Source organism: Halomonas sp. YLB-10 (genome assembly GCF_003856855.1).
Classification (GTDB): Bacteria; Pseudomonadota; Gammaproteobacteria; order Pseudomonadales; family Halomonadaceae; genus Halomonas; species Halomonas litopenaei.
Genome location: NZ_RRCU01000001.1, coordinates 614,659 through 630,799 on the forward strand (window position 1 = coordinate 614,659; position 16,141 = coordinate 630,799).

Annotated in this window: 14 protein-coding genes; 2 read left to right on the forward strand and 12 right to left on the reverse strand. The window is 64.6% G+C overall.

The window, feature by feature from the left end; translation table 11 throughout:
• Positions 1 to 87: 87 nt before the first annotated feature.
• The 8 genes from EBB56_RS02460 to EBB56_RS02495 all read right to left on the reverse strand — a co-directional run bounded on the left by EBB56_RS02460 (position 88) and on the right by EBB56_RS02495 (position 9,330).
• Positions 88 to 1,257, reverse strand: coding sequence for a hypothetical protein (locus tag EBB56_RS02460; protein ID WP_045994153.1), 1,170 nt, complete (start codon positions 1,255 to 1,257; stop codon positions 88 to 90).
• A 102-nt stretch (positions 1,258 to 1,359) separates the two neighbouring features.
• Positions 1,360 to 2,517 (reverse strand): porin, encoded by a 1,158-nt coding sequence (locus EBB56_RS02465; protein ID WP_045994152.1) that lies wholly within the window; start codon positions 2,515 to 2,517, stop codon positions 1,360 to 1,362.
• A gap of 518 nt (positions 2,518 to 3,035) precedes the next feature.
• Complete coding sequence (locus EBB56_RS22100) at positions 3,036 to 4,586, reverse strand: ProQ/FINO family protein (protein WP_260425267.1); 1,551 nt, start codon at positions 4,584 to 4,586, stop codon at positions 3,036 to 3,038.
• A gap of 206 nt (positions 4,587 to 4,792) precedes the next feature.
• On the reverse strand, positions 4,793 to 5,365 hold the full coding sequence (locus tag EBB56_RS02475) for a dihydrofolate reductase (RefSeq protein WP_045994150.1): 573 nt from the start codon (positions 5,363 to 5,365) through the stop codon (positions 4,793 to 4,795).
• A complete protein-coding gene (locus EBB56_RS02480) occupies positions 5,362 to 6,201 on the reverse strand; it encodes a thymidylate synthase (protein ID WP_045994149.1) in 840 nt (279 codons plus the stop codon). Before EBB56_RS02480 ends, EBB56_RS02475 begins: the two co-directional genes overlap by 4 nt.
• 222 nt (positions 6,202 to 6,423) lie before the next feature.
• Positions 6,424 to 7,227, reverse strand: coding sequence for a prolipoprotein diacylglyceryl transferase (lgt, locus tag EBB56_RS02485; RefSeq protein ID WP_045994148.1), 804 nt, complete (start codon positions 7,225 to 7,227; stop codon positions 6,424 to 6,426).
• Between the two features lie 121 nt (positions 7,228 to 7,348).
• Entirely contained in the window at positions 7,349 to 8,137 is a 789-nt protein-coding gene (locus EBB56_RS02490; protein WP_045994147.1) for a sulfite exporter TauE/SafE family protein, read from the reverse strand.
• Positions 8,137 to 9,330, reverse strand: a complete 1,194-nt coding sequence (locus EBB56_RS02495; RefSeq protein ID WP_124802654.1) for a response regulator — start codon at positions 9,328 to 9,330, stop codon at positions 8,137 to 8,139. Before EBB56_RS02495 ends, EBB56_RS02490 begins: the two co-directional genes overlap by 1 nt.
• A gap of 121 nt (positions 9,331 to 9,451) precedes the next feature.
• Between EBB56_RS02495 and EBB56_RS02500 the strand changes: the two genes are divergently transcribed.
• On the forward strand, positions 9,452 to 10,246 hold the full coding sequence (locus tag EBB56_RS02500) for an NRDE family protein (RefSeq protein ID WP_124802656.1): 795 nt from the start codon (positions 9,452 to 9,454) through the stop codon (positions 10,244 to 10,246).
• A 64-nt stretch (positions 10,247 to 10,310) separates the two neighbouring features.
• On the opposite strand, the gene ptsP is transcribed toward EBB56_RS02500, so the two are convergent.
• Positions 10,311 to 12,572 (reverse strand): phosphoenolpyruvate--protein phosphotransferase, encoded by a 2,262-nt coding sequence (gene ptsP, locus EBB56_RS02505; RefSeq protein ID WP_124802658.1) that lies wholly within the window; start codon positions 12,570 to 12,572, stop codon positions 10,311 to 10,313.
• Positions 12,573 to 12,694: 122 nt separating this feature from the next.
• On the reverse strand, positions 12,695 to 13,186 hold the full coding sequence (locus EBB56_RS02510; RefSeq protein ID WP_045994143.1) for an RNA pyrophosphohydrolase: 492 nt from the start codon (positions 13,184 to 13,186) through the stop codon (positions 12,695 to 12,697).
• Between the two features lie 221 nt (positions 13,187 to 13,407).
• On the opposite strand from EBB56_RS02510, the gene EBB56_RS02515 reads away from it, so the two are divergent.
• Entirely contained in the window at positions 13,408 to 14,064 is a 657-nt protein-coding gene (locus tag EBB56_RS02515) for an HAD family phosphatase (RefSeq protein WP_045994142.1), read from the forward strand.
• A gap of 156 nt (positions 14,065 to 14,220) precedes the next feature.
• Here the strand turns inward: EBB56_RS02515 and EBB56_RS02520 are convergent, their stop codons facing one another.
• Complete coding sequence (locus EBB56_RS02520; RefSeq protein ID WP_045994141.1) at positions 14,221 to 15,195, reverse strand: malate dehydrogenase; 975 nt, start codon at positions 15,193 to 15,195, stop codon at positions 14,221 to 14,223.
• A gap of 425 nt (positions 15,196 to 15,620) precedes the next feature.
• Positions 15,621 to 16,103: a sigma D regulator gene (rsd, locus tag EBB56_RS02525; RefSeq protein WP_045994140.1), complete on the reverse strand. Its 483-nt coding sequence runs from the start codon at positions 16,101 to 16,103 to the stop codon at positions 15,621 to 15,623.
• Between the last annotated feature and the right edge of the window lie 38 nt (positions 16,104 to 16,141).

Below are 16,141 nucleotides of genomic sequence, written 5' to 3' on the forward strand. Positions count from 1 at the left end.
GGCCAGAGACCAACGTCTTGCACAAAAAACGGGCCCCGAAGGGCCCGTCCTGTTGTCACCACTCGCGACGATACGTCGCTCGCGATATCAGTTGTCGAGCACGACCTTGAGCTCGTAGTTGTTGGGGCCGTCCTGGGCGTTGCCGAACTTCTGACCGGCGACCCGGATATGGTACATGCCCGGGTCCAGCTGGGTGGTCAGATCGACGTTGCCGTTGAAGCCCTGGCCTTCGCCCTCGGCGACGATACGCCCGGAGGAATCGGCCACCTCCATGGTCAGGCGATAGGTGTCTTCGTCGCCCGGCGGGAAGGTCGAGGTGGTGATACGCACGCTGCTCGGCTCGGCCACGTTGAAGCTCAGTACCTCACCACGAGCGCGAATCTTGACGTCGGTCTTGACGCTCTGCACCTGACGCTCATCCGGGTTATCGCTGCGCGCTGCACTACCGCTGACGCTGGCTGCCGCGCCTGCGCCGGCGGCTGCACCTGCTGTGGCACCGGCCGCCGAGGAGGAACCCGCCACCCCGGCCGTGGACGCCGTGGTGGCCGCCGAGGCACCTGCGCTTGAGGCCACTTCGCCTGCTGCCGCTGCGGAGGAGGCAGACGCAGAAGTCGCTGCTGCGCTGGAGGACTGGGCTGCGGCAGACTGAGTCGCGGCGGCCCCGGAGGCACCGGATTGACTACCCAGGGTGACCACTGCGTCACGACTGGTAACAAAGGCGCTCTGGCTTCCGTCACGATCCGAGCCCACGAACTGCAGACCCGTGCCATCATCCACCTCGATACGATTACCGCGATCATCGAGACCCACCACGGCGATGCTGTAGCCGTCGCCGGCGCGGCCGCGTCGGCCAAAGCGGGTGCCCTTGACCTGCAGCTCGTACATGCCAGGCGTCAGGCGACTCTCCAACTGGAGACCGCCGTCCTGGCCGTAGCCCTCGCCCCGAGCGATAACGTTGCCGGCATCGTCCATCAGCACCGCATCGATCTGGTAGCTGTCTTCATAGCCTGCGCTGACACGGCTCTCGAAACGATAGACCCCTTCTTCCTCTACCTCGAAGTCATGGGCATGGGGGGACCCGAACATGAAGCTCTGGCTGCGGGCGTCACTCTCCGGCTTGAAGAAGCCGGTCAGATCGAGCTGGCGGTTCTCCTCACGGAAGCGCTCGGTCATGGCACTGTCAGAAGCCTGTACGGTGGTACCTGCAAGGGCAACACCAAGCGCCAGCAGCGCCGCGGGTAGGGTGACGTCTTTCATGGATCCTCACATGCTTGCCGATTGAGAGCAGAAAAAAAGCCGATCCCGGAGGATCGGCTTTCGTTTATAGCGTTCCAACGCTAGGGGGTCAAACCTGTCGGATTAGAACAGGTAGGTCAGACCCACGGCGTAGCCGTCACCCTGGTCGTTGTCACGGTCACGCACGGCGCCTTCCACGTAGGTGTACATGGCGTCGGAGATGTTGTAGGTCACACCGGCAACCACTTCGTTGAAGTTGTCGTCGTCGTTCTCGTCATCGTTGGCGCTGTCGAAGTCGCTGAAGCCGCTGCCGCCGAGGTCGATGTACTGGTAGGAACCGTAGATGTCACCCATGCCGTTCAGGTAGCCGTAACGGGCACCGATGGCGTAGTAGTCAGCGTCCTTCAGGAAGTCGTTGTCAGACTCGAAGCGCTCGTACTTGACGGCGACGCGCAGGCTGTCCCACTGGTACTGCATGGTGACACCGTACTGATCACCCAGATCTTCGTCATCGATGGTGACGTTGTTCTGAGTGGTGGTGACGGTGCCGTCAGCAGCCACGTCAGTGGACAGGTAGCTGACAGACTGGTCTTCGATGTCGTAGATGCCCAGGTCGTCGTAGACACCGGCGACAGAGAAGCCGCCGATGGTGTACTTCAGACCACCGAAGATGGAGGCTTCGCCACCGTCGGTCAGGTTTTCGTTCTCGGCGTCACCCTTGTACTGGGTACCCAGAGCGAACTGGAAGCCGCCCCAGACCGGAGAGGTGTAGGTGATCTTGTCGCCTTCGGGATCGCCGGCAACAACGCTGGCGTCATCGGCGTCTTCACCCGGAGCACCCTTGAAGGTGTTGGAGTCGGAGACGTCGAAGTATTCGTTGTTGGAGATCGGATCCTGGATCCAGTCGTCCAGCAGGGAGTCATAGGAACCGATGCGCGCGTCACCGAAGTTGCCCTTCAGGCCGATGTAGGCGGTGTCGCCTGCATCACGACCAGCAACCTTCATTTCGTCGGCCTTGAAGTCGTCGATTTCGATCTTGGCGTAGCCGATCAGACCGTTGTAGATGACGTGCTCAGCGGCGAAGCCGAAGGTAGAACCGTTGTCGGCAATCTCGTCACGGGAGTGACCGTCTTCGTCCTTCACCCCGGCGTAGACAATCTGGACGTTGCCGTAGATGTCGAGTTTGGTGCCGTCCTGGTTGTAGACGGTGGCAGCCTGGGCGCCTGCAGCGGTAAAGGCGGCAGCACCGGCGATGGCAGTCGCTAACAGTGTCTTTTTCATTGCTGAGTTCCTTTTGACTAGCTTGCTGTTTCGATCGTTGCTGCGCTTGGCAGCCTTGGCTTGCCGGTCATTGCCGGCTCGTTTTTCTGGCCTTGTGGTTCCTGGCAGGGAACCGAGGCAGCGAGCCTGACAGCGGCGAAGCCTTGTTATAGTCCAATGCTCGCAAGGGCAACCATATACCGGGATTCTCAGGAGCGCAACAAGAAAAAAACACTGTTTTCGTTCCCGCTGCCCCTCGATTCGACACCGATCCCTGCGAAGGCGCCGCCAGCGCTGGAACCGGAAAACCGACTTAACGAACATTGTTCGCTAACCTCGTACCGATTCTGCATAGAATGCTGCGCCGGGCATAGCGACTACATCATGCCCCGCTGATGTGACGCTTTCAAGTCAGCTGGGTTGAACACTGTCGACAGTCGTCAACGGCGGCGGCGGCCCATAAGGACCGCACAATTGATGACCGCATATGAGGACCATGCATAAAGCGCCCAGACAACGACCACACCCAAGGAGCGCGGTCAGTGACTACTATTGTGGCGGGCCATCAGGGCGTCGAGTTTGCGCTGCAGACGCGATTCCTCGCTGTCGTGGCCATGAGGCTGGTGCCTGGACTCGTTCTGCGGCTGGTGGAGATGCGGGGGACGCCCCTGTGACATCGCCGTGCGGCTGCTCTGTTCACTCTCGACTTCCCGATGGGGCTGCGGGTCGGCATTTGATGCCCCCTGGGGTTGTTTGCCCTTGCCAGCGCCAGCGCGCCGCCGGCCCTGGCCGCTGCGCCGCTGCGACACCTTGCCGCGCCCTTGCTGCTCCGCCTGCAGGCGGTCCAGCTTGCGCTTGGCGTGTTCGGCGGCCTGGGCATCGACCGCCCCGACCAGCGCGCCCTGGAGGTCGATACGCTCGGCGCCTTCCCTGACCGACTTGAGATACCGCGGCAGGTTGACGTAGCAGGCCAGGGCCCGCCGCACCAGCTTCTCGGGCCAGGGCTCGCTGGCCGCCAGGTCCTCGTGGATGCCCACCTTCAAGGGACGGGTGTGGCCCTTGAAGAAGGTCTTGTCATAGCGCTGGTACCACTCACCCAACAGCGCCTGGGGAGACGGCGCCTTGTCGATGGCCAGATCCCCCTGGCGGCCAGCCTCGTCGGAGGCCGTCGCTTCGGATGTATCACCCTGGAGGTCAGCGTTCCTGGAAGGCGCCCCTTGGCTTTGTTGGCTTGGCTTCGACCGAGAGGCGTCGGATGACACCGTCGCGTCAGTGGACGGTTCCGGGGACGCCTCGCTCGCCATAGTTGCCGGAGCGACTTCGCCGGCAGGCCCGCCCACTCGCCCAGCATCCTGGTCAGGAGTTTGCTCGGGGGCTTGGTCAGCGGCCTGGACAGGGGCTTGCTCACCGCTGTGCTCAGCGGAGGTCTTGTCGGCTTGCTCGGCTTGCTCGGCTTGCTCGGCTTGCTCGGCTTGCTCACCGGCTGTGGAAGCCGCTGTCTGGTCAGACGCCTGGTCGGCTGCTTGTTCAGTCGTCCGATCGTCTGTCTCGTCGGCTGACTGATCACCACTGGCATGACGCGGGCGATGCTGCATCAATGCAGCCAGGCCCTGGGCGCGTCGCTTGGGACGAACAAAGGCGGGGGACTGAGGCTCGGCTTCGGGATGTTCGACGCGCTCACGCAGCCTGGCGTTGTGGGCCTCGAGTTCACGATTCTGTTCATCGAGTTCGCGATTTTCCTCGGTCAGTTCGCTGTTTTCTTCAAACAGCGCCTGGCGCTCGGCGCGCAGTGCCTCAAGCTCCGTCTCGAGCTGACCGCTGCGTTCGACGGCGCTGCCAAGTTGCGACTCGAGCTCACGCTGACGTTCTCGGGCGGCGGTCAATTCGGCGTTCAGCTCAGCGCTCAACCGCTCTCGTTCGGACGCCAGCCGTTCGCACTCCTCCATCAAGCGCTGGCGCTCGTCGGCCATACGCTGGTGCTCGCTGGACAGCTGCCGCTCGCGCCGACGCCCCTCACGCAGTCCGTCCAATAGCGTCGCCGTGCGTTGCTCGAGCGCCTCCAACGGGTGTTCTGCGTGTGTCTCGATCACGTCGACTCCTCCAGGCTCAGCAAAATGCCGCGTTGCAGGGGTGACTCCGGTCACGCCCCGCTGTTGTCAGGGTTGTCGCCACAGTCTGTGCCAGGGCTTGCGATGTCGCAATTGTCGCCGCTCGGCGACGCTCATTGTGTCACCAGCAAGACGCCAATTTCGTCCCGTGGCGACTACCGCAAATCCGCAACCACGCAATAGGCGCTTCAGCTCTCGGCTGAACGCTCGTAGCGAACGAAGCGGTAGGCGGGCTGGCCTTCGCTCGGCGAGCCGGCTTCGCTGGCGACTTCCTGCCAGTCGCCCTCAAGCGCCGGGAAGTGGGCGTCACCTTCGATATCGACATCCACCTCGGTGAGATAGAGCCGCGATGCGATCGGCATGGCCTGGGCGTAGATCTGAGCCCCGCCCATGACCATGATCTCTTCGGCGGCCTCGATGGTGGCCTGACGGTCGGCCAGTTCGATCGCGCTGGCCAGGTCGTGACAGACCCTGACGCCGTCGTGATGAAAGGAGGTGTCACGGGTGACCACGATATTCAGCCGGTTAGGCAGCGGACGGCCGATGGACTCGAAGGTCTTGCGTCCCATCACCAGGGGCTTGGCCTGGGTCATGCGCTTGAAGAACTTGAGGTCCTCCGGCAGGTACCAGGGCAGCTGGTTGTCGACCCCGATGACCCGGTTACGCGACATGGCGGCGATCATCGCCACCGGCACGAAGGTGTCGAGCCTCGCCAGGTCCTGGCCTTCGCTCGAGTGCTGGGCATTGTCGGCGCTGCTCATACCGCTACCTCGGCCTTGATATGGGGATGGGGTTCATAATCGTGGATGCTGATGTGCTCGAAACGGAAGTCGAACAGGTTATCCACCGACGGCTCCAGCTCCAGGCGAGGCGCCCGGGTGGGCGTTCGACTCAGCTGCAGCTCGGCCTGCTCGAGATGATTCAGATAAAGGTGGGCATCCCCCAGGGTGTGAACGAAATCACCGGGTGCAAGACCCGCCACCTGGGCGATCATCCGAGTGAGCAGCGCGTAGCTTGCGATATTGAAGGGAACGCCAAGGAAGATGTCGGCACTGCGCTGATAGAGCTGGCAGGACAGCTTGCCGTCGGCCACGTAGAACTGGAACAGGCAGTGACAGGGAGGCAGTGCCATCTCGTCCACCAGCGCCGGGTTCCAGGCGGACACGATCAGCCGCCGTGAGCGCGGGTTGGTGGCAAGCTGGTCGAGCAGTGTCTCGATCTGATCGACGCTGCCACCGCGAGGATCAGGCCAGCTACGCCACTGGTAGCCATAGACAGGGCCGAGGTCGCCGTTCTCGTCGGCCCATTCGTCCCAGATACGCACGCCGTTTTCCTTGAGGTAGGCGATATTGGTGTCGCCCTTCAGAAACCACAGAAGCTCATGGATGATCGAACGCAGATGCAGCTTCTTGGTGGTCACCAGCGGAAAGCCACGGGACAGATCAAAGCGCATCTGATGACCAAAGATCGAGCGTGTGCCCACGCCGGTGCGGTCGTCACGCTCGATACCTTCGTCCAGCACCTTGCGCATCAAATCCAGATACGGCTGCTCCAGGGCGGGAAGGTCGGTGGCTTCGGCAGCGCTATCAACAGGCATCGGGATTCACTCGCTTGGTCGTGACGGATTCGGGACGGTTTCTCGAAACCAGAAAAACCGGCAATTGTACTGCCCGGCATGCTTCGATGCCAGACGCGGCCAGCTTGGCGCGGCCAGCTTGGCGCGGCCACCGGGGCCCGGTCTGCGTGACGCAGCCTCTTGGGCGTGTCCAACCGGGCGCGGCCAAGGCGGCTGCATCATGCATCGGCGGCTCGTCAGCGCCTAGCCGGCCGCAGGCGCGGTACTGGCATCCACCGGCTGGCGGCGAGACCAGGCCACCAACAGCACGCCGAACAGGATCATCGGCAGGCTAAGCAGCATGCCCATGGTGACCCAGCCCAGGGCAATGAAGCCAAGCTGCGGGTCTGGCTGACGCACGAACTCCACGGCGAAACGGCTCAAGCCGTAGATCAACAGGAACAGACCAGAGACCAGGCCGCGACGTCGCGGTGTGCTCGACACCCACCACAGCACCACGAACAGTACCAGGCCTTCGAGCAGCGCCTCGTACAGCGAGGAAGGATGACGCGGCTCGGGGCCGTAGCCAGGGAACGGCATACCCCAGGGAAGGTCAGTGACGCGGCCCGGCAGCTCGTGATTGATGAAGTTGCCGATACGCCCGGCCCCCAGGCCGATCGGCACCAGCGGCGCGACGAAGTCGGTCAGAGTGAAGAACGCCAGGTGCTTGCGCCGGGCGAACAGCAAGGCCGCCAGCAACACCCCGAGCAGGCCGCCATGGAAACTCATGCCGCCGTCCCACACCTTGACGATCCACAGCGGGTCCGCGAGCCACTGATCCAGCCCGTAGAACAGCGCGTAACCAAGGCGTCCACCGAGCACCACGCCGAGGGCGGCGTAGAACAGCAGGTCGCCCACGTCGTCCCGGGTCAGGCCGATGCGGTGGGCGCGTCGACAGCCCAACCACCAGGCAGCGACAAAGCCCACCACGTACATCAGTCCATACCAGTGGACCTGGAGCGGACCCAGCGAGATGGCAACGGGATCGATCTGGGGATAAGACAGCATAGTCGGTAGATTTCCTGAAAGTGACCGAGGTGACCAGAGAGTAACGTAGCGCTATACGAGCGGATGACCGCCAGAAAAACGCCACAGCGGCAATAGGACAGCAAGCGGCGGCGACGGTTCGCTACAGCAGGAAGCCGAGCCCCACCACCGTCAGCAACAGCGCGAACGACAGCTTGAGCACCCGAGCAGGCAACCGATGCGCCAGTCGCACACCAAGCCGCGCACAGGGAACGCTGGTCAGGGCAATCCCCAAAAGCGCCGGCAGCATGACAAAACCGAAGGCGCCATCGGGCAGTCGCGGATCACCAAGGCCCACGGCGATGAAGGTCACCGCACCGACCAGGGCGATGGGCAGTCCGCAGGCCGCCGAGGTACCGACCGCCTGGGTCATGCTGGCACCGCAGCGAATCAGCCAGGGAACGCTCAGTGTCCCCCCACCGATACCGAACAGGGCAGAGACACCACCGATGACACCGCCGGCGACGACCATGCTGCCACGCCCGGGTGCCTGACGCCCCGCCTTGGGCGAGCGCCCCAGCACCAGCTTGGCGGCGACCAGCAGCAGAAAGACACCGAACAGCGTGCCGAGCAGGCCACCCGACAGGGCGCCGGCGACGAACACCCCGAGCACGGCGCCCATCACCAGCCCCGGCAGCAGCGCTACCAGCCAGTCACGCCGAATGCTGCCGCGGCGAAAGTGGCCCCAGGCGGACGAGGCGCCGGTGATCACGATGGTCGCAAGCGAGGTCCCCACCGCCAGGTGCATGGCCACCTCGCCGGACACCTGTTGCAGCGCGAATACCGTCATCAGGCTGGGCACGATGATCAGCCCGCCACCCACGCCGTAGAGACCGGCCAGGAAGCCCGCCGCGGTGCCGAGCGCCAGATAGGAGACCAGGGACGCCAGCATCAGACCGACCTCGTCGGCAGCGGCAACCAGTGATCGAGCAGTTCGAGCAGCGCCTGGGGACGATAGGGCTTGGCCAGCCAGGCGTCCATGCCGGCCTGCTGAAAGCGCGCCTGGTCCTGGTCGCTGGCATTGGCGGTCAGGGCGATCACCACCGCACGCGGGCGGCCCGAATCCGCCGCCTCCATCGCGCGCAGACGACGGCAGGTCTCGACGCCGTCGATATCCGGCAGCACGATATCCATCAGCACCAGATCGACGGCAACCGCCGCCAGCCGCTCCAACGCTTCCTCTCCGCGGGTCGCGGTCACCACCTCGACGCCTCGGCGCTCGAGAACCTCCCGCGCCAGCATCAGGTTGACCGGACCGTCGTCGACGATCAGCACCCTGGGTGTCGCTTCGTCGGCCGATGACTCGGAAGGCTCTGCCACAGGCGCCGTGTCGGTGCCGTCCTCGAGGTTGTCGAGCAACAACCGTATATCGCTCAGTCGGCGTAACGCCTCGGGCTCGGCGCCGTCGCCGGCCCGGTTGATCAGCTGATCGAGCTCGGCGATCAAGGGCGCCAGTGCCTTGCCGACGTGGCTCAGGTAGCTCGACTTCAGACGCGACTCTTCTCTGGCGCGGGACAGCGCGGCTGCCAGGCGCCGGCTTTCGTGCTCCCAGTCGCTGGGCTCGCCCAGCGAATCCGGCGTGTTCTCTGCTCGGCAATCTACTCCGATATCTGCTCTGACTTCCCCCTGGCTTTCGAGCCAAACCGCATCACCGCTCTCGACGTCAGGCGAACTGCCACGCCGTCTTTGGCCTGCCTTCGGTCGAGCGTCGATGGCCTCGAGCAGCCACCTGACTCGCTCCATCAGCGAGTCTTCCTGCGAGGGGGCTTCGTGCCGGCCATCGAGTTGTGGCGACAACTGGCTCTCGACCCGTTCGAGCAGGCTGTCGAAGTCACGCTGAGCGCGGGATAGGCGATGCTTGAGCAGCACCAGGAAGACGAGGATGTTGAGCGTGGTGCCCACCAGCAGACCCATGACGATCCACAGGGTGGTGCTCCAGCCGGCGGCGGCGGGCATCAGCCAGTGCAGCGAGGCGCCCAGCACCAGACACAGCGCCAGCAGCACCCCCTGGGCGGCTACCACCGGCCACAGGATGGGAATCACCAGCCTGCGCCAAAAGCGATCCCTGCTATCGTCGCCTTCCATCTTCCATCCTGTTGAATGAAGAAGCCAAGAGTGTACGTTGCCGGCCGCAGCCTGTCATGGTGGCACAGTTGCAGGCTCTCCCCGGATTCCCCTGGGCAGAAAATCCGGCTACGCTGCGCCCATGTGCCTGATTGCCTTTCACTTCGCCCCGGACAGTGCGCGGCCGATCACCTTGATCGCCAACCGCGACGAGGTCCACTCGCGCCCCACCGCGCCCCTGGCCGCCTGGCCGGACGCCCCGGGACTGGTCGCCGGTCGCGACCTCGAGGCCGGCGGGACCTGGCTCGGCATCCATCGTCGCGGCCGCTTCGCCGCCATCACCAATGTTCGCGACCCCGAACTGATACCACCGCAACCGAGCGAAAGCCGCGGCCTGCTGGTGCGCCGTGGCCTCGAAACCGATGACCTCGAGGCCTGGCTCGAATGCCAGAGTGCGGGCGAGGCATTGCGCTACGGTGGCTTCAATCTGCTGATCGGCGACGGCAAGCGGCTTTGGCACCTCGAGCGGCATCGCCACGGCTGCGCACTGCAGGCGGTCGAGGCCGGAGTGCACGGCCTGTCCAACGCCTCTCTGGATACCCCCTGGCCCAAGCTGGTCCAGGTGCGCAACGCCCTGGCCGAAGACATCGCCGAGGCCAGACACGCCTCCCTGGCAAACGCCCGCCAGGGCTTCCTCGACCGCCACCCGGCGCCGGACGCTAGCCTGCCGGACACCGGCGTGGGGCTGGAGCTCGAACGCTTCCTGTCACCGGCCTTTATCGTCGGCGACGACTACGGCACCCGTGCCACCAGCGAGTTGACGCTGCACCGCGACGTGAACGGCGAGCGTTTCGACATCTCTGAACGGCGCTTCGGCCCGGGCGGGCGGCCTCAGGGCGAGACTCGGCTGGCGCTGACCATCGAACGAGACGGCTGAAGCGTCGCTGGCCACGCTGCGAGATGCCAAGGCGCGCGGCCTTCCTTGACGGCCGCTGCCTCGCTCAATCCCTGGGCGGCAGCAGATGGGCCAGCTGCCAGGCCTGCATGCGGTTCGCCAGGTGGGCGCGCACCTCCGCTGGCGTATCCAGCGCAAGGGTCTGCTCCACCAGCTCGGCTGCCGCCTCCCGCGATACCCGGCGAATGGCCGCCCGCACACGGGGCAGGTTGGGGCCATTCATCGACAGCACCCGGAAGCCCATGCCCATCAGCAGCAGCGCGCCAGCCGGGTCGCCGGCGAGTTCGCCACACACCGAGGTCGGCACGTTCAGCTCGCTGCTCTCGGCGGCCAGGCGATGCAGCGCCGACAGCACCGCCGGGTGACAGGAATCGTAGAGGTCGGCGACCCGCGGGTTGTTGCGATCCACCGCCAGAAGGTACTGGGTCAGGTCGTTGCTGCCCACGGAGAAAAAGTCGACCCGCGCCGCCAGTGCCTTGAGCTGGTAGAGCGTCGCCGGCACCTCGAGCATCACCCCGAGGCGCGGCCGGCGCACGTCCACCCCCTCTTCACCCAGCTCGATGATCGCCCGCTCGATCAGCTTCAGGGTGTCATCGACTTCATCGACATTGGTCACCATGGGCAGCAGCAGCTCGAGGTTGTCGAGCCCCTGGGAGGCCCGGAGCATGGCGCGCAGCTGTACCATCAGCACTTCGGGGTGGTCCAGGGTGACGCGAATACCGCGCCAGCCGAGGAAGGGGTTGGCCTCTTCGATGGGGAAGTACGGCAGGTCCTTGTCGCCACCGATATCCAGGGTCCGCATCACCACCGGAAGCGGGGCAAAGCTCTCGAGCTGCTCCCTGTACAGCCGGGTCTGCTCCTGCTCGCCGGGGAAACGTTCGGTGATCATGAACGGCACTTCGGTGCGATACAGGCCAACCCCGCCGATACGCGTCTTGAGCGATGCGACCGTATCGACGGTCAGTCCGGTATTGACCATCAGCGTCATGGCGTGACCGTCCGGGGTCACGCTGGGCAGGTCCTGCTCGTGTTCGAGCAGCGCCGCCAGGGCCTTCTCCTCGTCGATCTGGCTCTGGTAATGGGCCACCAGCTCCGGGCCAGGACGCACGAACACGCGCCCTCGGTGACCATCCAGCACCAGCGGGGCGCCGTCGAGTCGCGGCAATGGCAGGTCGATCATCCCCGACACCAGCGGAATCCCCATGGCACGGGCGATGATGGCCACATGGGAGTTGCTCGACCCTCGTACCGAGATCAGTCCGCCAAGTCGGTCCCGGGGCACCTCGCCAAGCAGCGCGACGCTGATCTCGTCACCGATCAGGATGGCCCCCTGGGGGTAGTGTTCGGGCAACCGCGGCGACTCTTCCTGCAGATGGGCCAGCACTCGGCGTCCGAGATCGCGCACGTCGGCGGCACGCTCTCTCAGGTAATCGTCGTCCACACGCTCAAGATACTGCACATGGCGGCGCACCACGTCGGCCAGGGCGCCGGGCGCCCACTGGCCCTCGCGGATACGCTTTTCGACTTCCTGGGACAGCGCCGCCTCGCCGAGCATCTGCTGATAGACGTCGAACAGCGCCAGTTCCTGGGCCGAGATACGATTGGCCAGCCGCTCGCCGGCGGCACGAATCTCCTCGCGCACCCGAGCGATGGCGTCCTTGAGCCGCGCGATCTCGAACTCGACGTCGGTGGGCACCAGATCCGGCACGCTGTCGAGATCGGCCGGCGGTGACAGCACCACCGCCTCGCCGATGGCCATGCCGGGTGAGGCGGCGACCCCGATGAAGGTCGCCTGGACGCCGGGAAAGGCCGGGCAGGTCAACCCACCGGTAGCCAGCGCATGGGCCAGCACGCCGGCAAGCTGGGCGCCCATGGTGACCAGGAAGGCCTCGTCGGATTCATCGTAACGACGACGCTCTGCCTGTTGCACCACCAGTACACCGAGCATGCGGCGCTGATGGATGATGGGCACACCGAGAAAGCTCGAGTAGCGCTCTTCACCGGTGGCCTCGAAGTAACGGAAACTGGGGTGAGCCTGGGCGTCCTCCAGGTTGAGCGGTTCCTCGCGGCGGGCCACGGTGCCGACCAGCCCCTCCCCTACCGGCAGCGCCACCTGGCCCACCGCCTGGGTTCTCAGGCCGATGGTCTCCATCAGCACCAGCGCATCGCGTTCGCCGTCAAACAGGTAGAACGAACAGACATCGGTCTGCATCGCCTTGCGTGTCCGGCGCACCAGGGTCGCCAGCGCCGCGTCCAGGCTGCGCGCGCTGTTGACCTCCTGAATGATTCGTTGCAGGACCTTGAGCATGGAAAGGTCTCACCCCTGTTCTTGTACTGGTCCGGCCATGGGGCGACCGAACGATAAGTGGGAGGCAGCAACGCCACCGGCCTCTCGCCGACGTGGCTGATGTGCTGCCGCGGGCGCTGGATTCATCCCTTCTCCAGCGCCAGGCTCTGGGCGCGAGGCAATAGCTCACGTAGTGCTCGGCGGTAGACCTCCCTCTTGAACGGGACCACCTGCCCCAGCGGATACCAGTAACTGACCCAACGCCAGCCATCGAACTCGGGCTTGGGGGTGCCATCCACACAGATGCGGCTTTCCTGGCAGCGGATCCGCAGCAGGAACCACTTCTGTTTCTGTCCTATGCACACTGGGCGCGAATGTGTGCGAACCATGCGTCGCGGCAGGCGGTAGCGTAGCCACCCCCTGGTGCAGGCCAGTACCTCCACATCCTCGGCGGTCAGGCCGATTTCTTCGTGGAGCTCTCTGAACAAAGCCTGCTGGGGCGTCTCATCTGACTTGATGCCTCCCTGGGGAAATTGCCACGCGTTCTGCCCTACCCGACGCGCCCATAGCAGCTGCCCCTGGTCGTTGACGATGATGATGCCAACGTTGGGGCGAAAGCCGTCTGCGTCGATCACGGGCTTCACCTTTCCAATCGGTATTGACTGCATTCTTCCACAATGGCTCGAAGCGCATCAATACGACATCTCGAACCCCTGCCGAGGTTCTGACATAATCGCCCCCTTTGTGGCCTTCCCGGGCCAGGGGCCCATGGGCATGACGTACGCCTGTTGCTGGCCACTCCGACACAGATCGCCGGGCCGGGAGGTCGCCTCACCCAAGCGCCGGGAGACACACCTTGAGTCTGGCCATCTTCGATTTGGACAATACCCTGCTGTCGATCGACAGCGACCATGCCTGGGGCGAATTCCTGCTCGAGCAGGGCGCCGTGGACGCGGTGGCCTATCGCGAGGCCAATGACCGTTTCAAGGCCGACTACGACGCCGGTCGTCTCGACATGATGGCCTTCCTGGAGGTGGCCCTGAAGCCACTGGCGGACAATTCCATGGAACAGCTCGCCGCCTGGCACCAGCAGTTCATGGCCAGCAAGATCGAGCCCGCCATCCTGCCCCAGGCCGAGGAACTGATCGCCCGCCACCGCGCACGGGGCGACACCCTTCTGATCATCACCGCTACCAATCGCTTCATCACTGGCCCCATCGCCGAACGCCTGGGCATCGATGACCTGATCGCCGTGGAACCGGAGCTCGTCGATGGCCGCTACACCGGCCGGGTCAGCGGCGTGCCGAGCTTTCAGCAGGGCAAGGTGACCCGCCTGGAACAGTGGCTTTCTGAGCGCGACGACACCCTCGACGGCGCCTGGTTCTACAGCGACTCCCACAACGACCTGCCGCTGCTCGAGCAGGTCGATCATCCGGTCGCGGTGGACCCGGACCCGGCCCTGCGCGAAGTCGCCGAGGCCAAGGGCTGGAAGATCATCTCCCTGCGCGGTTGAGCCAAGCGCGGTTGAGACAAGCCCCTCGCACGACACCGACGCCATCCACAAAAGAACCCCGCCACATTGTGGCGGGGTTCTTCGTTGGCACGATGACCACTGGTCGACGTGCCGGCGATGCTGTGCAAGGCCCTGTCGGGCCTTGCGAGACCGATATCAGCCCAGCAGGTGCTCGACCGCAGCGCGCTCTTCGCGCAGCTCGTCTTCGGTCGCCTTCATCTTGGTGCGGCTGAACTCGTCGACCTCGAGACCCTGGACGATCTCGTACTTGCCGTCCTTGCACACCACCGGGTAGGAATACATGATGCCCGGCTCGACGCCGTAGCTGCCGTCGGCGGGAATGCCCATGCTGACGATGCCGTCGCTGCCCAGCGCCCAATCACGCATGTGATCGATGGCGGCGGATGCGGCGGATGCAGCGGAGGATGCACCACGGGCCTTGATGATGGCGGCGCCACGCTGCTGCACGGTCGGGATGAAGTCGTTTTCGTACCAGTCGCGCTCGACCAGGTCGAAGGCCGGCTTGCCGTCCACCTTGCAGTGGGACAGATCCGGGTACTGGGTCGCGCTGTGGTTGCCCCAGACGATCATGCTGTCGACGTCGGTGACGTGCTTGCCGGCCTTCTGCGCCAGCTGAGTCTTGGCCCGGTTGTGGTCCAGACGCATCATCGCGGTGAACTGGCCGGCGTCGAGGTCCGGCGCGTTGCAGGAGGCGATCAGGGCGTTGGTGTTGGCCGGGTTGCCCACCACCAGCACGCGAATGTCACGGCTGGCGTTGTCGTTGATGGCCTTGCCCTGGGCGGAGAAGATGGCGGCGTTGGCCTCGAGCAGGTCCTTGCGCTCCATGCCCGGACCGCGCGGACGAGCACCCACCAGCAGGGCGAAGTCGGCGTCCTTGAAGGCCACGTTGGCATCGTCGGTGGCGACGATGTCCTGAACCAGCGGGAAGGCGCAGTCGTTGAGCTCCATCACCACGCCATTCAGCGCTTCCATGGCCGGAGTGATCTCGAGCAGCTGCAGGATGACCGGCTGGTCCGGGCCCAGCATATCGCCGGCGGCGATACGGAAGGCGAGAGAGTAGCTGATCTGACCGGCGGCACCGGTGATGGCAATACGTACGGGGTCTTTCATCATGGCTCCTTGGGATTGTCGCCGTGAAGGGGCCCGGGCGGCATCATGCAGACGTCGGCCGACACCTTGGCTGCCTCGGGCGGCGTTCAGGACGCGGAAAATCTTATGCTTGCAGTGCACAAAACTCAATTGGCCCGACGCAATTGACCTGGCCTCGCACCGCCGACCTGGGTTGTCGCCAGACACGTCCGCCTGGACGACCTGACGTGGCGGCCCTCAAGAGCCAGATCCAGAAGTGTCGGATCCTCTGAGTATCGGGAGCGGGCGAAATCGGCGGCCTGGTGCGAACGACGCCACCAAAGCCTTCGGTGTTATCGAAAGCGATCAAGGCGCCGCGTTGGACTTGCGCGCTCACTCACCCTCTCACTCACTGTCCGCCCTCACGGTCCGCCCTCACTACCCTCCTTCACCGCCGGCACCCCCTGTCAGGAGATGCCTTCGGCGGGGGCGTGCTCGTCGTGGAGCCGTGCAATCAGCTGATCTTCCAGGCCGAAGCGCTCCGACAGGCCCTTCTTCAGACGCTCGAGCCAGGCCGGCAAACGCGGCAGAAAGCGTTGGCAGCGCACCGGAGTAGAGTAGTCCTCGTCAAAGGACAGCACCAGTTCGGTGGACATCTCGAGGCGTTCCAGCAGACGATCGGCGATATTCAGTGCCGACGTGTCATCGAAGGCACGCGCCTCTTCCCTCAGTTGCGGATAGACCTCGAAATGGCCGGCGCTGATGTAGTCCATCAGCGTCTCGCTGAAGGTGTCGATGCGTTCCTTGGTGATGGTTTCCAGATCCGCATCGCATGACTGTTCGAGCTCATTCAAGACAACGAGCAAACCCTCGCGCTGCTCGAGCCAGCGGTCGATCAGTCGATGGACGCCTCCCCAGCGTTCGCGAGCGGTCTTGCAATCTTCCAACATGGCGGCCTCCCTAGCACTGCCTCACCCCGAATCCAGGC